We start from the raw sequence: 21,702 nt of genomic DNA on the forward strand, positions 1-21,702 counted from the left end.
GTCACCACACGGGCACGGGTCACCCCATAGGCGCGGAGTCACCACACGGGCGCGCGGTCACGCCACAGGCACGGGCTCACCACACCGGCCGCAGGGGCGGTGGTTCGTCACCGCCCATGGCCCGGACCAGCCGGGCGAGTTCGGCGTGGAGGACGGGCAGGCGGGGGCCGCCGGGCCGGTCGCCGAGCTCGGCCTCCAGCCGGTGCATGACCCGCCCGGCGACGGCCAGGTGGGCATGGGCCGCCTCGGTGAGGACGACGAGCCGCCGCCGCCCGCCCGCCGGGTGCGGCTCCCTGCGGACGTACCCCGCCCGCTCCAGCCGGTCGACGAGCTGTCCCGCCGCCTGCTTCGTCATCCCCAGCCGTTCCGCCAGCTCACTGGCGGTGGCGCCCCCTCCGCGCAGGAGCTGGAACACCATGCCGTGCACGGGCCGCAGGTCACCGTAACCGGCCTCCGCCAGGCGGGCGTTGAACTCCCCCAGCAGGAGCTGGAAGCCCATGCCCAGCAGGAAGGTGAGTTCGAGGCCGGGGAAGGGGTCGTCGGCACGGCTGATCGGGTCGTCGGTCACGGAAACATGCTGACACAGGAAAGTAAAGCTGCTTTACTCATTCGCGTCCGGCGCGAGTAAAGCAGCTTTACTCCGTGTTGGCGCCCGCCCTTCCCGCAGCCGCCCTTGGAGCGACGATGCACGTCATCACCCCGTCCGTCGACCGCACGACCTTCACCCCCAACGCCGTCATGACCCACCTCGCCGCCCCCAGCGCGGGCAGCACCGAACTCAGCACGTGGCGCGTGCGGATGGAGGCGGGCGCCGCGGGCCCGGAGCACTCCATGGACCGCGAGCAGGTGTGGACGGTGCTCAGCGGCGCGCTCTCCTTCACCGCCGACGGGACCACCGAGACCGTGCGCGCGGGCGGCGCGGTCGTCCTGCCGCCCAACGTGCTGCGCCAGGTGCGCGCGGCGGACGACGCGGGCGCCGAGGCGCTCGTCGCCATGCGCGCCGACGGCCAGGTGTCTGTACCGGGGCAGCCGGGCTCGCGCGCGCTCCCCTGGACCTCCTGAGCGCCCCACCGCCGCCGGTCAACCCCGCCGGTCCGGGGTGGCGGTGGCGTCGCGGACCGGCATGACGAGGGTCGTGAAGCTCCCCTGGTCAGCCGAGCGCACGACGACCGGGCCGGTGGGCGACGCGATCTCCAGCAGCGCGTCGGGGCCGACGCCCGCGTCCAGGGCCGCCAGGAACACCGCCGGATCGAAGGCGACGCGCAGCGGCGGCCCGGTACACACGGCGCGCAGGGTGACACCGTCGGCGCCGTCGCCGGTGACGACGAGTCCGTCCCCCTCCGCCCGCAGCAGTACGGGACCGGCGCCGGCCGCCCCCGCGGCGCCGAGCGCGCCGCACAGGCCGGCGCGGTCCACGATCACCCGGTGCCGCGGGGCCGGCAGCTCGTCCAGGACCAGCCGGTACGCGGGGAACTCCTCTTCCGTGTAAGGGGCCACGGTCCGGGTCTCGTCACCGGCGCACAGCCTGAGGCCGTACCCGTCGAGCACCACGGTCACCTCCGGCCACCGCAGCGCCCAGGACGCCGCCCGTCGCAGGTCGGGGACGTCGACGAGGGCGTGGCGGCGGCGGCCGGCCCAGTCGTCGGCGTCCTCCGCACGCAGCACCCGGACGGCGAGGCGGTAACGGTCGGTGGCCACCAGCCGCACCTCGTCCCCCTCCAGCTCCAGCAGCACCCGGCCCAGCACCGGGAACGCCTCCCGGCCGGGCCCCTCGGCGGCGGCGGGCGCCACCTGCCGTACGGCGGCGGCCAGTTCGAGCCCGCCCAGCCGCGCCGACGCCCTGCCGCCCGCCGCCGGCAGGGTGCCCAGCAGATCCTCGACCGCCGTCCGGGCCGCCGCGGCGGCGGCGCGGGTGGTCCGCAGGTGGTCGCGGAGGATCCGTTCGGCCTGTTCCGGAGGTCCGTCGAGCACGGACACCGCGTCGACGAGCGGCAGCCCGGCGGCCCTGAGCCGGCGGACGAGCAGGGCGCGGCGCTCCTGGTCCGGGCGGTAGGAGCGGTAGCCGGTTACGGCGTCGACGTGGGCGGGGCGCAGCAGGCCGCAGTCGTCGTAGAAGCGCAGGGCGCTGGGGGCCAGCCCGACCCTGCGGGCGAAGGCCCCGATGCTCAGAAGTGGCTCGGGATCGCCTTCCGAGCGGCTGGGGGTGTCCGTGGGATGCATGTGGGGGATCCTCGACCTTCGAGCGGCTTGAAGGTCAAGACCGGCGCACAGTCCCGGGGTGCCCCGACGGCAAGCCCTCAGGCGACTCAAAGGACTTAAACGCCTCAGACGGCGCGGCAAGCCCCGCTCGGCCGCGACGAGTTGTGTCAGCGCGCAGCCCCCACCGACCCGGCCGGCCCCTCAAGTTCCTCCAGGAGCTCCCGCAACGTCTCGACGAACCGGTCCCGCTTCTCCTCCGACAGCGGCCCCAGCAGGCGCCGTTCGGTCGCGAGGTGTTCCGGCAGCGCCCGGTCGATGAGTTCGCGCCCCTCGTCCGTCAGGGAGACGCGGACGCCCCGCCCGTCCTCCTCGTTGGGCGTGCGGACCACCAGGCCGCGCCCCTCCAGGCGGTCGAGGCGCTGGCTGATCGCGCCGGAGGTCACCATTCCGGCCCGCATCAGCTCGGTCGGCGTCAGACGGTGCGGGGGCGCGCTGCGGCGCAGGGTGGCGAGGACGTCGAACGAGGCCCGGTCGAGGCCGTGGGCGGCGAAGGTCCGCCCCAGCTCGGCGTCGACCACCCGCTTGAGCCGGCTCAGCCTGCCGAACACGGCCATGGGCGAGACGTCCAGGTCGGGCCGCTGGGCGGCCCACTGTTCCAGCACGAGGTCGACGTGATCTGCCACCCATCCACCCTAGCAATGCCTTAGCGGTGAGGTAGATCACCCCTCGCCGACGATCAAGTTAGCTTAGCGATGAGCTAATTTATCTTCGTGCTAAGCAAACGACTGCGTGTCCTCCTCCTCACCGCGCTCGCGCCGGCCCTCTGGGGCACCACCTACTACGTCACCACCGAATGGCTGCCCCCGGGCCGCCCGCTGCTGGCGGCGGTCCTGCGGGCGCTGCCCGCCGGCCTGTTCCTGGTGGCGCTCACCCGGCGGCTGCCGCGCGGCGACTGGTGGTGGCGCGCGCTCGTCCTCGGCACGCTCAACATCGGCGCCTTCTTCGCCCTCCTCTTCGTCGCCGCGTACCGCCTCCCCGGCGGCGTCGCCGCCACCGTCGGCTCCGTACAGCCGCTGATAGCCGCCCTCCTCTCCACCGGCCTCCTCGGCAAGCGGCTCACCACCCGCACCCTCGTCGCCGGAATCGCGGGCGTCGCGGGCGTCGGCCTGCTCGTCCTCCGGGCCGAGGCGCGGCTGGACGGGGTCGGGGTCGCCGCCGCCCTGGGCGGAGCCCTCCTCATGGCGACGGGCGTGGTGCTCAGCAAGCGCTGGCCGTCCCCGGCGCCCCTCCTCGCCACCACCGGCTGGCAGCTGGTGGCCGGCGGCGTGCTCCTCGTCCCGGTCGCCCTGCTCGTCGAGGGCCTCCCGCCGGCCGGCCTGACCGCCGGGAACCTGGCGGGGTACGCCTACCTCTCCGCCGTCGGGACCGCGCTCGCCTACGCCCTGTGGTTCCGCGGCCTGCGCGAACTGCCCGCCACGGACGTGACGTTCCTCGGCCTGCTCAGCCCGCTCGTCGCCACGGCCATCGGCCTGATCGCCGTCGGGGAGCGGCTCACCGCCCTGCAGTCGCTGGGCGGCCTGATCGTCCTCGGCTCCCTCGTCGCGGCCCAGCTCCGCCCGTCGGCGGCCCGGCGCGAGGCCGCCGCCCCGACCCGCTGATCCCCCTCCTCTTCACCGTCTTCAACGCCCTCAACGCCATTCACAAGGAGAATGACCATGCGCATCACCATCTTCGGCGCGGCAGGCAACGCGGGAAGCACCATCGCGGCCGAGGCACTGGCCCGCGGTCACCAGGTCACCGCCGTGGTCCGGAACGCGGCCCGCTTCGACCGGCTGCCCGCGGCGGCCGCACACCGCACCGGCGACGCCGCCGATCCGGGCGACGTGGCACGGCTGGCGGCCGGCCAGGACATCGTGGTGAGCGCGGTCAGGCCCGCGCCGGGCCGCGAACACGACCTGGTCACCGCCACCAAGGCGCTGCTCGCCGGCGTCGCCGGAACCGGCGCCCGGCTGCTGGTCGTCGGCGGCGCCGGCAGCCTGACCGTGCCGGGCGGCGACGGCCGTACCGTCCTCGACGACCCCGCCTGGGTGCCGGATGCCTGGCGGCCGATCGCCCAGGCGAGCACGGAGCAGTTCGCCCTCGTCCGCGCCGCCGGCCCCGACGTCGAGTGGACGTACGTCAGCCCGCCGGCCCTGCTGGAGAACGGCGAGCGGACGGGCGGCTACCGCTCGGGCACCGACGAACTGCTGGTCGACGCCGACGGCAACTCGGCGATCTCGTACCAGGACTTCGCGGTCGCCCTGCTGGACGAGGCCGAGCGGCCGAGGCACCGCGGGGCGCGGTTCACCGTGGCCTACTGACCGCCCGGGAGCCGGCTCACCGTGGCGTACCGACCGCCCCGCGAGCCGGCTTCCGCCGGTCACAGCACCTTGACCGTCCCACCGTCGATCACGTAGTCCGCGCCGGAGACGTTGCCCGCCACGTCGGACAGCAGGAACGTGATCAGCGCCGCGACCTCCTCCGGCTCGGTGATCCGCCCGGTGGTGATGCCGAACGCCGCCGGCAGGCCCTGGAGAAAGGCGTCGTAGTCCTCGACCCCGGCGGCCTCCGCTATCTTCCCGCCGAAGCTCTCCGGCCCCGCCCAGATGCTGGTCCGGACGACGCCGGGGGACACGGTGTTGACGCGCACGCCCTGCGGGCCGAACTCCTCGTTGAGGGACTTCCCGAACGCGGTGAGCGCCGCCTTCGCCGCGCTGTAGGCGATGGGACCGGCCGAGGGGAGACGGGAGTTGACCGACGAGACGTTGACGATCGTCCCGCGGCGCTCGACGAGGCTGGGGAGGGCGAACCGGGAGACGCGTACGGCACTCATGAGGTTGAGGTCGAAGACGCCCCGCCACTGGTCGTCGTCCACGTCGAGGAAGCCGCCCGGCTCGACGTCGTCGCCGGCGCCGACGTTGTTGACCAGCAGGTCGATGCCGCCGAGGGCGGCGAGGGCCCGCTCCTCCAGGGTCCGTACGCCCTCGGGCGTGCCCAGGTCGGCGGAGACCGCCACGGCGCCCGTCTCGCGCAGCTCGGGAGTGATCGTCCGGGCCGCTCCGACCACGCGTACGCCCTCGGCGACCAGCGAACGGACGGTGGCCAGGCCGATGCCGCGGCTCGCGCCGGTGACGACGGCGGTCTTGCCGGTGAGGTGGAGATCCATGATGTCCTCGCCATTCTTGAATTAGAGGTACAAAAAGAGGTCAGAAAAAGGGCGGGAAAGGGCCCCGGACGACCGGCGCGAAGTCGAGCGAACGCGCCGGGGCCGCCGGGGCCGCCCGTCAGAGTCCGTCGATCACAGCGTCGATCACGCGGTCCAGCCGTTCCGGACCGTCCGCGACCCGGGCCATGAGCCGCAGGCCGATCACCGTGTTCAACAGCAGACTCCCGACGCCCCGGGCGTCCCGGCCGGCAGCGATCTCCCCCGTCCGCTGCCCCTTCTCGATCAGGGCACGGAAAGCGTCCTCGGTGCGGTCGAACATGCGCCGGACGAGCGCGACGGCCTCTTCGTCCCTGCCGCCCAGTTCGGCCGCCGTGTTGACGGCCATGCAGCCGCGGCGGCCGGGATCGGCGAGATCCATTTCGGCGAGCAGACGCAGCGTCCGGCGCAGCAGCTCCTTGACCGGACCGTCAGCCTCCAGCAGCTCGACGAGCGCGAGCGCCTGGCCGTCGCGGTACCGGCACAGCGCCCGCTCGAACAACTCCCGTTTGCTGCCGAAGGTGTTGTAGAGGCTGCCCTTGCCGATGCCGAGCGCGTCGACCAGGTCCTGGGGCGTGGTGGCGGCGTACCCCTTGCTCCAGAACACCTCCATGGCCCGCTCGACGGCGAGGTCCGGATCGAACTGCTTCGGCCTTCCCATGATCGATAACCTACCGCTTTCTTGACCCACAGGTCAATAACTACGCCTCCCACTCTGAGGCCGAAGACCTAACCGTTCCAAAACACTAACGGTTAGTCTTACGTTCCCGGCATGAAGAAAGTGAGCTTCGCCGAATTCGGCGGTCCCGAGGTGCTCCGACTCATCGACGCCGAGGAGCCCCACGCGGGCCCCGGCCACCTACGCGTCGCCGTGCGGGCGGCGGGCGTGAACCCCGTCGACTGGCGGATCCGGGAAGGCCAGTTCCGGAAGACCCGTCCGGTCGAACTGCCCGCCGGGGTGGGACAGGACGCCGCCGGAGTGGTGGACGAGGTCGGTGAGGGCGTCGAAGGGGTCGAGGTCGGCGACCTCGTGTTCGGGCGGGGCTCCGGCACGTACGCCGAGTACGCCGTGCTGTCGGCCTGGGCCCGGATGCCCGAGGGCCTGACCTTCGAGGAGGCCGCCGGCTACCCCTCCGTCGTGGAGACCGCGCTGCGCGTCGTCCGCGAGTCCGGAGTGCGGCCCGGGCAGACACTGCTGGTCAGCGGCGCGTCAGGGGGCGTCGGATCGGCGGTGCTGCAGATCGCCCGCGACCGCGGCATCACGGTGATCGGCACGGCCGGGGCCGCGAACCAGGACTACCTGCGCGGCCTGGGCGCTCTCGCCACGACCTACGACGAGGGCTGGACCGACCGGGTCCGGCGGCTCGGCCGCGTCGACGCGGCGCTCGACCTGGCAGGCTCGGGCGTGATCCGCGAGCTCGTCGAACTGACCGGGGATCCGCGGAAGGTCGTCTCCATCGCCGATCTCGGCGCGCCGGACCACGGGGCCCGGTTCTCCGGCGTGACCGGTGACGTACCGCGGGCCCTCGCCGAGGCCGTCGACCTCATCTCCCGCGGAAGGCTCCACATCCCGGTCGAGAAGACGTACGCGCTCGCCGACGCCGCCACCGCCCACGTCGACAGCCGGGCCGGCCATGCGCGCGGCCGCCGCGTCCTGATCATCTGACCCCTCACCCTCACCTCTCGCCCCTCACCCCCTCGTCCACCGCACGTCCCGGTGATCCGCCCCCTGCCCCCGCCCCCCAAGGAGCCCCATGCGCACTCCCGTCACGATCATCGGCGCCGGCCTCGGCGGCCTCGTCCTGGCCCGCGTCCTGTACCTCCACGGCATCCCGGTCACGGTCCACGAGGCGGACCCCTCCCCCACGGCGCGCCCGCAGGGCGGGATGCTCGACATCCACGATCACAGCGGCCGACTAGCCCTGGAGGCGGCCGAGTTGACGGACGCGTTCCGCGCTCTCGTCCTGCCCGGCCGGCAAGCGATACGGCTCCTCGACCGGAACGGAACCATCCTGTTCGAGAAGGGCGACGACGGCACGGGCGGAAGCCCCGAGGTGCAACGCGGCGAGCTGCGACGGCTCCTGCTCGACGCGCTCCCGGCCGGTACCGTCCGCTGGGGCCGCAAGGCCACCGGCGTCCGCGCCCTGCCCGGGGGCCGTCACGAGGTGACCTTCGCCGACGGCACGACCACCGTCGCGAGCCTCCTGGTGGGAGCGGACGGCGCCTGGTCACGCGTCCGCCCGCTGCTCTCGGAGGCCGTACCGGAATACGTCGGCCGGTCCGTCGTCGAGACCTCCCTGCACGACGCCGACACCCGGCACCCGGCCACCGCGAAGGCGGTCGGCGGCGGGACGCTCGTCGCGCTCGACCCCGACCGCAACGGGAGGTGGCTGGTGGCCCACCGGGAGAAGGGCGGGACCCTCCGCGCGTACATCACCGCACCCGGCCCGCGGAACCGGTTCGCCGGCACGGGTCCCACCGACCCCGCCCACGCCGCCACGATCCTCGCCCGCCTCGCCGCTGAGTACGCCGGCTGGGCCCCGGAACTCACCGCCCTGATCACCGCCGGCGACACCGCCCCGGCCCTGCGCCCCCTGTACGACCTGCCGGCCGGGCACCGCTGGGACCGGGTGCCGGGCGTGACCCTGCTCGGCGACGCCGCCCATCTCTCCGTCCCCAACGGGGAAGGCGCCAACCTGGCCATGCTCGACGGCGCCGAACTCGGCAAGGCCCTCGCCGCACACCCCGACGACGTCGAGACCGCCCTCACCGTGTACGAGCGGGCCCTGTTCCCCCGCGGCACCGAGGCCGCCGCCGTGTCCGGCCGCAACCCCAGCCCGGAGGAGCTGATCACCTTCTTCACCCGAAACGGACAGGCCGGCGGGTGAGACCCGAGACCCCGCCGGCGCATGGAGGTTCTCACCTCCGGTGCCACATGCCGGCGTTGTGGCCTGGGCGTCACAAACCCGCTTCGGCACCCGTCCGTTCCACCCACTCCCGCACGGATACCGCTCGCTCGATACGGCTGGCGATGTCCTTCTTGGACGCCGTGTCCAGGGTCTCCGGAATCTGCTCGAAGGTGTCGGGAAGGACGTCGGGCAGACCCAGGACCTGTTCGCCGGTCCTGACGGTCAGCAGCTGCTGGCACCGCCACTGCGGCGGCACCTCGGGACGGTGCGTGAGCCTCTGCACGAGCGTCGGGAACAGGTAGTGCGTCGCCTCCGCGGCGAGGTGCTCCTGGAGCCAGCCGACCGGGAGGCGCTGGCTGAAACCGTGCGTGGCGGCCTCCTGGGCCAAGTCCAGGAGACGCGCCGTGTCGACGGCACGGACGGTGCGGGGAAGTGTCGGGGTCATCTCGCGATGATGCCAAGAAGCCCGTGCGGCGCCGAGAGGTCGGCTGGGCCGGGATCGCGATCCGCCGACGGGCGGGGCCGACACGGAATCCGGGACCCCGCAGCGCCGCCCGTCAGGTCTGCGCCATGTCCACGAACCGCGAGTAGTGGCCCTGGAAGGCCACGGTGATCGTCGCCGTGGGGCCGTTTCGGTGCTTGCCGACGATGATGTCGGCCTCGCCCGCGCGCGGGGACTCCTTCTCGTAGGCGTCCTCGCGGTGCAGCAGGATGACCATGTCGGCGTCCTGCTCGATGGAGCCGGACTCACGGAGGTCGGAGACCATCGGCTTCTTGTCGGTGCGCTGCTCGGGCCCACGGTTCAGCTGGGACAGGGCGATCACCGGGAGCTCCAGCTCCTTGGCGAGGAGCTTGAGGTTCCGGGACATGTCCGAGACCTCCTGCTGGCGGCTCTCGGCCCGGCGGGAGCCGCCGGACTGCATCAGCTGGAGGTAGTCGATGATGACCAGCTTGAGGTCCTGGCGCTGCTTCAGGCGGCGGCACTTGGCCCGGATCTCCATCATCGACAGGTTCGGCGAGTCGTCGATGAACAGCGGGGCCTGGGAGACGTCCGGCATGCGGCGGGCGAGCCGCGTCCAGTCCTCGTCCGTCATGGCGCCGGAGCGCATGTGGTGCAGCGCCACCCGCGCCTCGGCGGACAGCAGGCGCATGGCGATCTCGTTGCGCCCCATTTCGAGCGAGAAGATCACGCTCGGCATGTTGTGCTTGATGGAGCAGGCCCGGGCGAAGTCCAGCGCCAGGGTCGACTTTCCCATCGCGGGACGGGCGGCGATGACGATCATCTGGCCGGGGTGGAGGCCGTTGGTCAGCGCGTCGAGGTCGGTGAAGCCGGTGGGGACGCCGGACATCTGGCCGCTGCGCGAGCCGATGGCCTCGATCTCGTCGAGCGCGCCCTCCATGATGTCGCCCAGCGGGAGGTAGTCCTCGCTGGTCCGCTGCTCGGTGACCGCGTAGATCTCGGCCTGCGCGCTGTTGACGATGTCGTCCACGTCACCGTCGGCCGCATAACCCATTTGGGTGATGCGGGTGCCCGCCTCGACCAGCCGCCGCAGGACCGCCCGTTCATGGACGATCTCGGCGTAGTACTCGGCGTTGGCGGCGGTGGGGACCGTCTGGACCAGGGTGTGCAGATAGGCCGCGCCGCCGACGCGCGCGATCTCGCCGCGCTTGGTGAGCTCGGCGGCGACGGTGATCGGGTCGGCCGGCTCGCCCTTCGCGTAGAGGTCGAGGATGGCCTGGTAGACGGTCTCGTGGGCGGGCCGGTAGAAGTCGTGGCCCTTGAGGATCTCGACGACGTCGGCGATGGCGTCCTTGGACAGCAGCATGCCGCCCAGCACCGACTGCTCGGCGTCCAGGTCCTGCGGCGGGACGCGCTCGAAACCGCTTCCCTGGGACCCCTGAGAACCGCGCTCGCCCTGCGAGCCCTGCCAGTCGCCGCCCTCGTCCCCGTCGCGCCGCTCGCCACGGCCCTTGCCGTCGGTCCTGCGGGAGCGGGGGAACGGCAGCCGGTCGCCCGGCCCCTCATCGCCCCACGGGCCGTCCATGGGCTCATGGACGCTCACCCCGCCACCTCCTCCCGTCCGCGGCGCGGACCTCGCCGCGCACCTCTTTCTTACGGCACGGCACCGACAAACAGGACGCCCGACTCCGGTTCCGGCACATCGGGTTCGACGCGGTTTCCGACGCTCCGCGCGGTACCGGACGGGGTGGTCCGGAGGCGCGGGACGGGACGGGAACGGACGGCGGGCGCCGGTCCACGGTAGGGCCGCGGGCACCGTCAGCCAATCTGGTTATCCACAGGAGGTGTGGATGACGGGCCCCATCCTGTGGAGAACCCCCCCGATCCTGTGCACGAGCCGGGGGAAACCGCTGTGGACAACCCCACACCCGATCCAGCCGAACGCCGCTGACCTGCACTTTTCCCATCCACCGGCTGTTGAGGAGAAAAAGTTCTCCCGCCGGGGCCGGATCGCGACAAACGGCGCAGAGAAGATCACACCCCGACGCCCAAGGTAACAGACGCTTACCAGTTGCGCTCATTACCTGTGGAAGATTGAATGGAACGTATGAGCGACGCCCTCGCGCGCGAACCGCGCCCCGCCCGGCGGCACGACCGCGAGATACTCGCCCTGGCCGTGCCCGCCTTCGGCGCACTCGTCGCCGAACCCCTGTTCCTCATGGCCGACACCGCCATCGTGGGCCACCTGGGCACCGACCGCCTCGCCGGCCTCGCCATCGCCGCCCCGCTCCTCACCACCGCCGTCGGCGTCTGCGTCTTCCTCGCCTACGCCACCACCGCGGCCGTCTCCCGCCGGGTCGGCGCCGGCGACCTCCCGGCCGCCATCCGGCAGGGCATGGACGGCATCTGGCTCGCCCTGCTGCTCGGCACCGTCATCGCCCTCGCCGTCCTCCCCGGCGCCCCCGCCCTCGTCGACGCCTTCGGCGCCTCCGCGGACGCCGCCCCGCACGCCGTCACCTACCTGCGCGTCAGCGCCCTGGGCGTCCCCGCCATGCTCGCCGTCCTCGCCGCCACCGGCGTCCTGCGCGGCCTGCAGAACACCCGCACCCCGCTGTACGTGGCCGTCGCCGGCTTCGCCGCCAACGCCGTGCTCAACCTCGCCTTCGTCTACGGAGCGGGCTGGGACATCGCCGGCTCGGCCTGGGGCACCGTCGTCGCCCAGAACGGCATGGCCGCCGCCTACCTCGTCGTCGTGGTCCGGGGCGCCCGGCGGCACGGCGCGTCGCTGCGCCCGGACGCCGCCGGCATCCGCGCCTGCGCCCGGGCCGGCGTCCCGCTGCTCGTCCGGACCCTGGCGCTGCGCGCCGTGATGCTGATCGCCACGGCGGTCGCGGCCCGGCTGGGCGACCGACAGGTGGCCGCCCACCAGATCGTGCTCTCCCTGTGGAACCTGCTGGCCTTCGCCCTCGACGCCATCGCCATCGCCGGCCAGTCGATCATCGGCCGCTATCTGGGCGCGGGCGACACCGACGGCGCCCGCGCCGCCTGCCGGCGGATGGTCCAGTGGGGGATCGGCACGGGCGTCGTCCTCGGGGTCCTGGTGGTGGCCTCCCGGCCGCTGTTCACCCCGCTGTTCACCGCCGACCCGGACGTACGGCGGACGCTGCTGCCCGCCCTCCTGGTGGCCGCGCTCAGCCAGCCGGTGGCCGGGGTGGTCTTCGTCCTGGACGGCGTGCTGATGGGCGCCGGGGACGGCCCGTACCTCGCCCGGGCGATGCTGGTGGTGCTCGCGGTCTTCGCGCCCGTCGCGCTGCTCGTCCCGCCGCTGGGCGGCGGCCTCACGGCCCTTTGGTGGGCGATGGCGCTGATGATGGCGGTACGGATGGTCACGCTGTGGCTGCGCGTCCGCTCCGGCCGCTGGCTCGTCACCGGAGCGGTACGGGCCTGACGCCCCGCCGCACCCCCGCCCCGAACGCCGGAAGGGCCGCACCCCGAGGGGTGCGGCCCTTCCTCACGCCACTCCGCTGGGGAGCGGCGTTCCGCTTACGCGGCGACGACCTCGATGCCGAGCTTGGCGACGACGTCGGCGTGCAGACGCACGGACACCTGGTGGGCACCCAGGGTCTTGATGGGCGAGCCCACCTCGACACGGCGCTTGTCGACCTCGGGACCACCGGAAGCCTTGATCGCGGAAGCGATGTCGGCGGGGGTCACGGAGCCGAACAGGCGGCCGGCCTCGCCGGCACGGGTGGCCAGGCGGACCTTGACACCCTCCAGCTGACCCTTGACCTCGTTGGCCTGCTCGATCGTGGCGATCTCGCGGATCTTGCGGGCGCGGCGGATCTGCGCCACGTCCTTCTCGCCGCCCTTGGTCCAGCGGATCGCGAAACCGCGCGGGACCAGGTAGTTGCGGGCGTAGCCGTCCTTGACGTCGACGACGTCACCGGCGGTGCCGAGGCCGGAGACCTCGTGGGTGAGGATGATCTTCATTTTTCGGTCACCCTTCCCTTATCGCGCGGACGAGGTGTAGGGCAGCAGCGCCATCTCACGGCTGTTCTTCACGGCCGTGGCGACGTCACGCTGGTGCTGGGTGCAGTTGCCGGTCACGCGGCGGGCACGGATCTTGCCGCGGTCGGAAATGAACTTCCGCAGCATGTTCGTGTCCTTGTAGTCCACGTAAGCGGTCTTGTCCTTGCAGAAAGCGCAGACCTTCTTCTTGGGCTTGCGCGGAGGCGGCTTAGCCATTGTCTCTCTCCAGTGTGATCAAGAAGTTGTTGCTGTCGCCCACGGACCGCCACGGAGGACGGCCCGGGCCCCGGAGGGCCTGGCTCCAGACCCTGCGGGCCTAGAAGGGCGGTTCGTCGGAGTAGCCGCCGCCGGAGTTGCCGGAGCCGCCGCCCCAGCCACCTCCGCCGCCGCCCTGCTGGCCGCCGGACGGAGCGCCGGTCGCCCAGGGGTCGTCGGCGGGAGCCCCGCCGCCCTGCGGAGCGCTGGGACCGGAGCCCCAGCCGCCGCCACCCTGGCCGCCGCCGTTGCCGCCGCCATAGCCACCCTGGCCACCACGACCCGTGGTCTTGGTGACCTTCGCCGTCGCGTTCTTCAGGCTGGCGCCGACCTCTTCGACGTCGAGCTCGTAGACCGTGCGCTTGACGCCCTCGCGGTCCTCGTAGGACCGCTGCTTCAGCCGGCCCTGCACGATGACGCGCATGCCGCGCTGGAGCGACTCGGCGACGTTCTCCGCCGCCTGCCGCCACACCGAGCACGTCAGGAAGAGGCTGTCGCCGTCCTTCCATTCGTTGGTCTGGCGGTCGAAGGTGCGGGGAGTGGACGCGATACGGAACTTCGCGACCGCCGCACCGGACGGGGTGAAGCGCAGCTCGGGGTCGTCGACGAGATTGCCGACGACCGTGATGACGGTCTCGCCTGCCATGGGTGAACCTCTCGGCGGGTGTGCTGCTGGCTGCTTGCTACTCGTTGCGATACAGCCCGATTACCTCTGAACCGAAGGGGTTCAGTGGGTCTCGGGACGGAGGACCTTGGTCCGGAGGACCGACTCGTTCAGGTTCATCTGGCGGTCGAGCTCCTTGACGACCGCAGGCTCGGCCTGCAGGTCGATGACCGAGTAGATGCCCTCGGGCTTCTTCTTGATCTCGTAAGCGAGACGACGACGGCCCCAGGTGTCGACCTTCTCGACCTTTCCGTTGCCCTCACGGACGACGGAGAGGAAGTTCTCGATCAGGGGAGAGACAGCGCGCTCCTCCAGATCGGGGTCGAGGATGACCATCACCTCGTAGTGACGCATGTGGAACCCACCTCCTTTGGACTCAGCGGCCACGGTCGATCCGTGGCAGGAGGGTCGTGATGCGTGAACAACGGTATCGGCTGACACTGACACCGAGGCCGATGCCAACCGCACGGACGATCAGCGGGAAGTCCCTGGGTCGCCCCCGGGACGGAAGCCGGGTCCGGGCAGATACCGATGCAGACCGTCCAGAGTACCCGCACCACGGCGTCCGGTTGAAATCCGGCCGCCCGCCCCTTCACTCTGGACGCACCGGGTGTGACCGGCGCTACACCGCGCCGCCTGCCTTCAGGAGGTAGACCCATGACACAGGCAGTCCGCCGGACTCCCACATCGAGGAACCCCCGCTCGTTCATCAACACGGTGCTCAACAGCGACGGAAAGCCGCATCCACGGGAGAACACCCTGGTCGCGGCGACGGTCGTCCTGGGCCTGCTGGCCATCGTCTCCTCCGCCTGGTCCAACCTCCACCTGCTCAGCTCCTGGAGCGGCCTGGTGGGGATCCTCACCGGGGCGTGGGGCCAGTTCATCTCCGCCACCACGGGCGAGCGCTTCCTGCTGATCATCGGCCTGGGCGCGTCCGCCATCGGCTTCTTCCTGGGCATGGCCCACGGCGGCCTCTTCGGAGGTGTGATCGGATAACGGACCGTACGCCCAAACGGGGCGCTCCCCGGTCGCAGTAGGCTTCGGCGCGAGAGCCGGAGCCCCGACCCTGGGGACACACCTGCCGAGGAGCGCCCCGCATGAGCCTGACCCTGAGGACCATCAGCCGACAGCAGCATCTGGCATATATCCAGAGCCTGCGCGCTGCCAGTCACATGCAGGTGCCGGCCTGGGCGGACGTCAAGGCCGAGTGGCGCTCGGAGAGCCTGGGCTGGTTCGACAAGACCGGCCAGATGGTCGGCGCGGGCCTGGTGCTCTACCGCCAGCTCCCGAAGATCAAGCGCTACCTGGCCTACCTGCCCGAGGGCCCGGTGATCAACTGGTACGCCCCGAACCTCGAGGACTGGCTCCAGCCGATGCTGGCCCACCTCAAGAAGCAGGGCGCGTTCTCGGTGAAGATGGGCCCGCCCGTCGTCATCCGCCGCTGGGACGCCAACGCGATCAAGACCGGCATCGCCGACCCGGACGCCAAGCGCCTGCGCGACGTCGAGCCCACGTTCATCGAGCCGCGCGCCTTCGAGGTCTCCGACAAGCTGCGCCGCATGGGCTGGCAGCAGGGCGAGGACGGCGGGGCCGGCTTCGGCGACGTCCAGCCGCGCTACGTCTTCCAGGTGCCGCTGGAGAACCGCTCGCTGGAGGACGTCCACAAGGGCTTCAACCAGCTGTGGCGCCGCAACATCAAGAAGGCCGAGAAGGCCGGCGTCGAGGTCGTCCAGGGCGGCTACGAGGACCTGGCCACCTGGCAGCACCTCTACGAGATCACCGCGGAGCGCGACAAGTTCCGCCCGCGCCCGCTGAGTTACTTCCAGCGCATGTGGACCGCCCTCAACACCGAGGACCCCAACCGCATGCGGCTGTACTTCGCCATCCACGAGGGCGAGGCCGTGGCCGCGGCGACGATGCTGATCGTCGGCGGGCACGTCTGGTACTCCTACGGCGCCTCCGCCAACCACAAGCGCGAGGTCCGGCCGTCCAACGCCATGCAGTGGCGGATGCTGCGCGACGCCTACGCGCTCGGCGCCAGCGTCTACGACCTCCGCGGCATCGGCGACTCGCTGGACGAGAGCGACCACCTCTTCGGCCTCATCCAATTCAAGGTCGGCACGGGCGGACAGGCGGCCGAGTACCTCGGCGAGTGGGACTTCCCGCTCAACAAGCTGCTGCACAAGGCCCTCGACATCTACATGTCGCGCCGCTGATCCGACAGCTCCATCCACACTCAGGGAAAGGTTCCGGGACCGGCCATGGCGCTCACGCTCTACGTCGACACCCAGCGCTGGCGGGCACACCAGCAGTCCGTCCTCCAGCAGTTCCCGGGCATCGTCCCGGTCTGCAAGGGCAACGGCTACGGCTTCGGCCACGAACGCCTCGCCGAGGAGGTCATCCGCTTCGGCGCGGACACCCTCGCCGTCGGCACCACCTACGAAGCGGCCCGTGCCAAGGACCTGTTCGGTGGTGACCTGCTGGTGCTCACCCCCTTCCGGCTCGGCGAGGAGCCGGTGCCGCTGCCCGACCGGGCGATCCGCTCGGTCTCCTCGGTCGAGGGGGTGCGCGGCCTGGTCGGCGCGCGCGTCGTCATCGAGGTCATGAGCAGCATGAAGCGGCACGGCATCAGCGAGGAGGACCTGCCCAAGCTGCACGCCGCCATCGAGGACGTGCGCCTGGAGGGCTTCGCGATACACCTGCCCCTGGACCGCGCCGACGGCACCACCGGCGTCGACGAGGTGTCGGCCTGGATGGAGCGGCTGCGCGCCGCCCACCTGCCGCTGCACACCATGTTCGTCAGCCACCTGAAGTCCGAGGACCTGGCCCGGCTCCAGCAGATGTACCCGCAGACCCGCTTCCGGGCCCGGATCGGCACCCGGCTGTGGCTGGGCGACCACGACGCCACCCAGTACCGCGGCGCGGTCCTGGACGTCACGCCGGTCTCCAAGGGCGACCGCTTCGGCTACCGCCAGCAGAAGACGGCCGGCGACGGCTACCTGGTCGTCGTGGCCGGCGGCACCTCGCATGGCGTCGGCCTGGAGGCGCCGAAGGCGCTGCACGGCATGATGCCGCGCGCCAAGGGCGTCGCCCGCGCGGGCCTGGCCACCATGAACCGCAACCTGTCGCCCTTCGTCTGGGCGGGCAAGCAGCGCTGGTTCGCCGAGCCCCCGCACATGCAGGTGTCGATCCTCTTCGTGCCCAACGACGCCCCCGCGCCGCAGGTCGGCGACGAACTGGTGGCCCACCTGCGGCACACCACCACCCAGTTCGACCGGATACTCGATCACTGAGCCCCCCCCCGGCTGATCTCCCCGTGTGACCGGCCCCGGAGCGGCGGCTAGACCGTGCCGCCGCTCCCGGAGCCCCATTGGACCCGCAAGGTCTCCGGACGCTCGTCCTGCCGCTCGTGCGGACGCGTCCGGCCGAGGACGCGTATGTCCGGCGCCTGGTCGAGCGGACCGCCGGACGGGTCGTCCGAGCCGTCCCGCCGGATCACGTCCCGGTCGGGCCTGAGGACATCGCGCACGACCAGCGCGCACAGGTACAGCGTCCCCAGCAGGTGCAGCACCAGAGCGAGTTGGTAGCCGTCCTGCGGCAGCCCCTGGTGTTTGTCGCCGTCGCCGTTGTACGCCAGGTGGAACCAGATGCCGAGGAAGTAGAGCACCTCGCACGTCTGCCAGACCAGGAAGTCCCGCCACCGCGGCCGGGCCAGGACCGCCAGCGGGATCAGCCACAGCACGTACTGCGGCGAGTAGACCTTGTTGGCGACGACGAACAGCGCGATCTCCAGGAAGACCAGCTGGGCGAGGCGCGGGCGGCGCGGCGCGTAGAGGCACAGCGCGCCGATCGCCAGCGAGCCGAGGACCATCAGCACTATGGCGTAGGTGTTGACGTCGTCCATCGGGTCCCCCGTGCGCTGGGAGACGAGCAGCCAGAGCGACCCGTAGTCGACCGGCCGGTCATGGCTGAAGGTGTAGAACTTCGCCCAGCCGGCCCGGATCGGTGCCATCGGCCCGTCGACGACCAGCATCAACGGCACGTTCACCACCAGCCAGGCCACCACCGCCGACGAGAGCGTGGCCCGGAACTCCCGCCACCGCCCCGCCCGCCAGCACAGCAGGAGCAGCGGCCACAGCAGCAGCACCGGATACAGCTTGGCCGCCGCCGCCAGCCCGATGAACACCCCCGCCGTACCGGCGCGCCCCCGCGACCAGGCGAGCAGCGCCACCGAGGTCAGGGCGACCGCGAGCAGGTCCCAGTTGATCGTGGCCGTCAGCGCGAAGGCCGGCGCGAGGGCCACCAGCAGCCCGTCCCAGGGCCGCCGCCGGTGTGTCCGGGCCACGCAGAAGGCGATCACCACGGCGCAGACCAGCAGCATCCCGGAGTTCACGAACCAGTAGAGCTGGGCCCGGTGCTGAGCACCGCCGCCCGGCGTCAGCAGCGCGGCGACCTCCATGAAGGCCCCGGTCAGGACCGGGTACTCCAGGTAGTCCATGTCGCCCATGGAGCGCGGGATCTCGTCCAGGTACGGGATCAGCCCCTGGTCGAAGCCACGGCCCGTGAACAGGTGCGGGATGTCGGAGTAACAGGCGTGGGTGTACTGGGTGGTGGCGCCGAAGAACCAGCCGTGGTCGTAGCAGGGGACCTTCTGCACCATGCCGAGCGCGAACATGCCGATCATCACCAGCACGACCACCCGCACCGGCGTCCGCCACCCGCCGGGCAGCGCTCGCCGCCCGGCCGGCCCGCCGATCAGCTCGCTGCCGGCCGCGGCGACCTCGTCCTCCTGGGTGGGCCGCACCATCCGGTCGTCCCGCACGCTCCTCATGCGCCCATCCTGCCGTACGTCCCCCGGGCCCGCTGGAGGCTGTGGACAACCTGGGGGCAAGCCCGCGCCTGTGGAAAACCTCGGGGCCGTTCCGAGTGAACGGAACGGCCCCGAAGCCCTCAGCGGCTGGTGGACGCTCAGCCGAACGGCCCGCCGAAGAGGCCGCCGCCCTGCCGCCGGCTCTGGCCCGGCGGCATCTGGTCGTCGCCGCCACCGGGGTCGCCCTCCTGGCCGCCCGGCCCGCCGGGCTCACCGCCCGTGGTCCCCGCGGGCCCGCCGCCGGGCCCGCCGTCGTCCTTGTGCCCGTGGTCGCCGAGCCGGCACCGCGGGTCGAGCAGCCCGCAGGTCCGGGTGGGACGCGGCGTCGGGGACGGCGGGGCGGACGGGGAGGCGGGCGCCGACTCCGAAGGCGACGCGGACGGTGACGACGACGGCGCGGGGGCCGGGGACGGACTGGCCCCGTCGCCGAAGATCTTCTCGCCGATGGGCTGCGGCGGGTCGAACTGCCGGATGGGAACGCCCTTGAGCGCCTTGCCCATGTAGTCGGCCCAGATCTCCGCCGGGAACGAGGCGCCGTGGATGGTGGGTTTGCCGCCCACCCCGCGCATCGACAGGAACTGCTGGTTCTTGGCGTTCGGATCGACGCGGTACATCCCGATGGCCGTGGAGAGCTGCGGGGTGTACCCCGCGAACCACGCAGAGCGGTTCCCGTCCGTCGTCCCGGTCTTGCCCGCCACCGGCCGCGCGCCCAGCTTGGCCGCCGTACCGGTGCCCGCCTCCACGACCGTCTTCAGCACGTCGGTGACGTTGTTCGCGACGTTGGCGCTGAACGCCTGGGCGCTCTTCTTCTCGTGCTGGTAGACCGGCTTGCCGTTCTTCTCCACCTTCTCGACGGAGTACGGGTCGATCTGCCGGCCGCTGTCCGCGAAGGTCGCGTAGGCGCCCGCCAGCCGGATCGCGCTCGGCGCGGAGGTGCCCAGCGAGAAGGTCGGGGTGATCGAGGCCAGCTGCTCCTTGTCCAGGCCCGCGGCCAGCGCCGCCTCCCGGACCAGGTCCGTCCCCACGTCCATGCCCAGTTGGATGTAGGGGGTGTTCACGGAGAACTGCATGGCCGTCCGGAGGCTGATCAGGCCCTTGTCCTCGTCACCGTCGTTCTTCTGGTGCCACTCCTGGCCGTCCTGGTCGTGCCAGACGGTCCCGTTGTACATCCGCAGGGTCAGCTTGTTGTCACCGTTGTAGATGCTCTCCGGGGAGACGAGCGTGCGCTGGGTGTCGCTCTGCTGCGCTCCGAGGGAGGGGTTCCGCTTCCCGTGCGTCATGGCCGCCGCCAGCACGAACGGCTTGAACGTCGATCCCACCTGGACGCCGGTGTAGTCCGCGTTGTTGGTGAAGTGGGTCAGGGCGTTCTCGCCGCCGTAGATGGCCACGATCTTCCCGGTCCCCGGCTCGACCGACGCCCCGCCGAACTGGACGTACTTGTCGACGTCCCGCACATCGGGCTTGAGGTTCGCCTTGCGCACGTCCTCGACCGACTTCGCCAGGGCGTTGACCTTCTTCCGGTCGAAGGTGGTGTAGATCTGATAACCGCCCTTGTCCAGCTCGCCCTTGCTGATCGTGGAGTGGTTGGTGATGTAGTTGTCGGCGAGGTCGGTGAGGTAGCCGATCTGCCCCGCGCGGTTGGTCGCGGGCTTCGGCTTCTGCGGCTGCGGGAAGCCCTGGCCGACCCACTTGTCCCGCTCGGCGGCCTGCATGTGGCCGACCTGGACCTCGCGGTCCAGCGTCCACTTCCAGCGGTCCGTGGCCCGCTTCGTGTTCTTCTCCGGCGTCGCCGCCGGCCCCTGGCCCCCGTACGGGTCGTACAGGTTCGGCCCGTTCAGCGTCGCCGCCAGATAGGCGCTCTCGCTCGGCGTCAGGTCCGCGCAGTCCTTGTCGTAGTACGCGCGCGCCGCCGCCTGGATCCCGTAGGCCCCCCGGCCGTAGTAGGCGGTGTTGAGGTAGCCGGCGAGGATGTCGTGCTTGTCCTGGGTGGCCCCGACCTTGACCGAGATCAGCAGCTCGGTGGCCTTGCGCTTGAGCGTCTGCTCCTGGCTCAGGTACGTGTTCTTGACGAACTGCTGGGTGATCGTCGAACCGCTCTGCGTCTCACCGCCCTGCGCCATCTTCACGACCGCGCGGGCGATGCCCATCGGGTCCACGCCCCAGTCCTTGTAGAAGCTGGCGTTCTCGGCGGAGATCACCGCGTTCTGCATGGACATCGGGATCTGGGAGATCGGCACGATCTGCCGGTTGAGGCTGCCGCCGCCGGCCACGACCATCTGCTTGCCGTCGGACCAGTAGTAGACGTTCTTCTGCACCTTCGAGGCCAGCTGGGCACTGGGGACCTGCACCACGGCCAGGGCCACGCCCACCGTGCCCACGATCAGCCCGATGAACGACGCGATCGAACCGGTGACCAGGCGCCAGGACGGGATCCAGCGCCGCCAGCCGTCGCGGCCGGCCCGGGGATAGTCGATGAACCGCTTCTTCCCCGGCCTGCCGCCGTCCCGCCGGGACCGGCCCGGTCCCGCGCCACCGGGCGGGCGTCTGCGCCCTCCCGGCCCGGCCCCGCGCCGGTCCGCCCGCCGGGCTTCGGCGCGGCCCCCCCGACCGGGGCTCCTCGACCCGCCCACGGCCGGGCAGGGCGGGGCCGCCGCGTGGTGCGGCGCGGCGGCCGGGCGTCGGCTGCTGCGCCGCCCGCCGGGCCGCGGCTCGTCCGCCGCCCTGCGGCTGGGGCGGCTTACGGCGATGCTCGCTCATCGAACGACTACTTCCTCGGGCAGGCGCTATCGCCTGGAAGCGGCAGGTGGCTTGCGTTCCCCCCGGTGCGATCCGGCCCCCTGAACGGCCGGGCGCACTGCATCCGGGTCGAGGACGTCATGTCGCGTCACCCGGTTCCCAGTGGTCTGCATGGCGCACAGAGTACGCACGGTCAAATCGCGACTACTGGGGATGTTCACTCCAATTCAGGCCCCTCGTGTCCCACGAACCGGTGATGTGACCTCGTTCACCGTTCCCCCTCTTGTCGACTCAGGAGGCGCGTTCTATCGTCTGGATGTATCGAGTCGATACATCAGC

At 71.7% G+C, this 21,702-nt stretch carries 22 protein-coding genes; 9 read left to right on the top strand and 13 right to left on the bottom strand.

Annotated elements, in window-relative coordinates; translation table 11 throughout:
- Positions 1 to 76: 76 nt before the first annotated feature.
- Positions 77 to 499, bottom strand: a complete 423-nt coding sequence (locus K7I03_RS16095) for a MarR family winged helix-turn-helix transcriptional regulator (protein ID WP_185940722.1) — start codon at positions 497 to 499, stop codon at positions 77 to 79.
- Between the two features lie 185 nt (positions 500 to 684).
- Here K7I03_RS16095 and K7I03_RS16100 point away from each other — a divergent pair, with 185 nt between their 5' ends.
- Positions 685 to 1,062: a cupin domain-containing protein gene (locus tag K7I03_RS16100; RefSeq protein ID WP_185940383.1), complete on the top strand. Its 378-nt coding sequence runs from the start codon at positions 685 to 687 to the stop codon at positions 1,060 to 1,062.
- A gap of 18 nt (positions 1,063 to 1,080) precedes the next feature.
- Here K7I03_RS16100 and K7I03_RS16105 read toward each other — a convergent pair whose 3' ends face one another.
- Both K7I03_RS16105 and K7I03_RS16110 read right to left on the bottom strand, forming a co-directional pair.
- Positions 1,081 to 2,220: a DNA polymerase III subunit beta family protein gene (locus K7I03_RS16105; protein WP_185940382.1), complete on the bottom strand. Its 1,140-nt coding sequence runs from the start codon at positions 2,218 to 2,220 to the stop codon at positions 1,081 to 1,083.
- Positions 2,221 to 2,366: 146 nt separating this feature from the next.
- The gene (locus K7I03_RS16110; protein WP_185940381.1) at positions 2,367 to 2,882 is read right to left on the bottom strand and encodes a MarR family winged helix-turn-helix transcriptional regulator; all 516 of its coding nucleotides are present in this window, start codon (positions 2,880 to 2,882) and stop codon (positions 2,367 to 2,369) included.
- A gap of 87 nt (positions 2,883 to 2,969) precedes the next feature.
- Here K7I03_RS16110 and K7I03_RS16115 point away from each other — a divergent pair, with 87 nt between their 5' ends.
- Together K7I03_RS16115 and K7I03_RS16120 are read left to right on the top strand one after the other, a co-directional pair.
- Positions 2,970 to 3,857, top strand: a complete 888-nt coding sequence (locus tag K7I03_RS16115) for an EamA family transporter (protein WP_185940380.1) — start codon at positions 2,970 to 2,972, stop codon at positions 3,855 to 3,857.
- Positions 3,858 to 3,914: 57 nt separating this feature from the next.
- Positions 3,915 to 4,559: an NAD(P)-dependent oxidoreductase gene (locus K7I03_RS16120; RefSeq protein WP_185940379.1), complete on the top strand. Its 645-nt coding sequence runs from the start codon at positions 3,915 to 3,917 to the stop codon at positions 4,557 to 4,559.
- A gap of 59 nt (positions 4,560 to 4,618) precedes the next feature.
- On the opposite strand, the gene K7I03_RS16125 is transcribed toward K7I03_RS16120, so the two are convergent.
- Positions 4,619 to 5,404, bottom strand: coding sequence for an oxidoreductase (locus K7I03_RS16125; protein ID WP_185940378.1), 786 nt, complete (start codon positions 5,402 to 5,404; stop codon positions 4,619 to 4,621).
- Between the two features lie 118 nt (positions 5,405 to 5,522).
- Positions 5,523 to 6,101, bottom strand: a complete 579-nt coding sequence (locus K7I03_RS16130; protein ID WP_185940377.1) for a TetR/AcrR family transcriptional regulator — start codon at positions 6,099 to 6,101, stop codon at positions 5,523 to 5,525.
- 111 nt (positions 6,102 to 6,212) lie between these two features.
- Here K7I03_RS16130 and K7I03_RS16135 point away from each other — a divergent pair, with 111 nt between their 5' ends.
- Together K7I03_RS16135 and K7I03_RS16140 are read left to right on the top strand one after the other, a co-directional pair.
- Complete coding sequence (locus tag K7I03_RS16135; RefSeq protein ID WP_185940376.1) at positions 6,213 to 7,106, top strand: NADP-dependent oxidoreductase; 894 nt, start codon at positions 6,213 to 6,215, stop codon at positions 7,104 to 7,106.
- Between the two features lie 88 nt (positions 7,107 to 7,194).
- Positions 7,195 to 8,328: an FAD-dependent oxidoreductase gene (locus tag K7I03_RS16140; protein WP_185940375.1), complete on the top strand. Its 1,134-nt coding sequence runs from the start codon at positions 7,195 to 7,197 to the stop codon at positions 8,326 to 8,328.
- A gap of 70 nt (positions 8,329 to 8,398) precedes the next feature.
- On the opposite strand, the gene K7I03_RS16145 is transcribed toward K7I03_RS16140, so the two are convergent.
- Complete coding sequence (locus K7I03_RS16145; protein WP_185940374.1) at positions 8,399 to 8,794, bottom strand: hypothetical protein; 396 nt, start codon at positions 8,792 to 8,794, stop codon at positions 8,399 to 8,401.
- A 112-nt stretch (positions 8,795 to 8,906) separates the two neighbouring features.
- Positions 8,907 to 10,412 carry a replicative DNA helicase gene (dnaB, locus tag K7I03_RS16150; protein ID WP_185940373.1) on the bottom strand — a complete coding sequence of 502 codons (1,506 nt, stop codon included), beginning with the start codon at positions 10,410 to 10,412 and terminating at the stop codon, positions 8,907 to 8,909.
- A 504-nt stretch (positions 10,413 to 10,916) separates the two neighbouring features.
- Here dnaB and K7I03_RS16155 point away from each other — a divergent pair.
- Positions 10,917 to 12,257 (top strand): MATE family efflux transporter, encoded by a 1,341-nt coding sequence (locus tag K7I03_RS16155; protein WP_185940372.1) that lies wholly within the window; start codon positions 10,917 to 10,919, stop codon positions 12,255 to 12,257.
- 95 nt (positions 12,258 to 12,352) lie between these two features.
- On the opposite strand, the gene rplI is transcribed toward K7I03_RS16155, so the two are convergent.
- From rplI to rpsF, 4 genes are all read right to left on the bottom strand, one after another.
- Positions 12,353 to 12,799, bottom strand: a complete 447-nt coding sequence (gene rplI, locus K7I03_RS16160; protein WP_185940371.1) for a 50S ribosomal protein L9 — start codon at positions 12,797 to 12,799, stop codon at positions 12,353 to 12,355.
- A gap of 18 nt (positions 12,800 to 12,817) precedes the next feature.
- Positions 12,818 to 13,054 carry a 30S ribosomal protein S18 gene (gene rpsR, locus K7I03_RS16165; protein ID WP_004950692.1) on the bottom strand — a complete coding sequence of 79 codons (237 nt, stop codon included), beginning with the start codon at positions 13,052 to 13,054 and terminating at the stop codon, positions 12,818 to 12,820.
- 100 nt (positions 13,055 to 13,154) lie between these two features.
- Complete coding sequence (locus K7I03_RS16170) at positions 13,155 to 13,739, bottom strand: single-stranded DNA-binding protein (protein ID WP_185940370.1); 585 nt, start codon at positions 13,737 to 13,739, stop codon at positions 13,155 to 13,157.
- A gap of 81 nt (positions 13,740 to 13,820) precedes the next feature.
- Positions 13,821 to 14,111 (bottom strand): 30S ribosomal protein S6, encoded by a 291-nt coding sequence (rpsF, locus tag K7I03_RS16175; protein ID WP_004950685.1) that lies wholly within the window; start codon positions 14,109 to 14,111, stop codon positions 13,821 to 13,823.
- A gap of 303 nt (positions 14,112 to 14,414) precedes the next feature.
- Between rpsF and K7I03_RS16180 the strand changes: the two genes are divergently transcribed.
- From K7I03_RS16180 to K7I03_RS16190, 3 genes are all read left to right on the top strand, one after another.
- Positions 14,415 to 14,753: a hypothetical protein gene (locus K7I03_RS16180; RefSeq protein ID WP_051072700.1), complete on the top strand. Its 339-nt coding sequence runs from the start codon at positions 14,415 to 14,417 to the stop codon at positions 14,751 to 14,753.
- A gap of 101 nt (positions 14,754 to 14,854) precedes the next feature.
- Positions 14,855 to 15,973, top strand: coding sequence for a lipid II:glycine glycyltransferase FemX (locus K7I03_RS16185; protein WP_004950672.1), 1,119 nt, complete (start codon positions 14,855 to 14,857; stop codon positions 15,971 to 15,973).
- Positions 15,974 to 16,018: 45 nt separating this feature from the next.
- Entirely contained in the window at positions 16,019 to 17,050 is a 1,032-nt protein-coding gene (locus K7I03_RS16190; protein ID WP_185940369.1) for an alanine racemase, read from the top strand.
- A 47-nt stretch (positions 17,051 to 17,097) separates the two neighbouring features.
- Here K7I03_RS16190 and K7I03_RS16195 read toward each other — a convergent pair whose 3' ends face one another.
- Together K7I03_RS16195 and K7I03_RS16200 are read right to left on the bottom strand one after the other, a co-directional pair.
- Entirely contained in the window at positions 17,098 to 18,588 is a 1,491-nt protein-coding gene (locus K7I03_RS16195; RefSeq protein WP_185940368.1) for a glycosyltransferase family 87 protein, read from the bottom strand.
- A gap of 137 nt (positions 18,589 to 18,725) precedes the next feature.
- A complete protein-coding gene (locus K7I03_RS16200; RefSeq protein WP_224347077.1) occupies positions 18,726 to 21,257 on the bottom strand; it encodes a transglycosylase domain-containing protein in 2,532 nt (843 codons plus the stop codon).
- Positions 21,258 to 21,702 lie beyond the last annotated feature (445 nt).

The organism is Streptomyces mobaraensis, from assembly GCF_020099395.1.
In the GTDB taxonomy this organism is placed as follows: Bacteria; Actinomycetota; Actinomycetes; order Streptomycetales; family Streptomycetaceae; genus Streptomyces.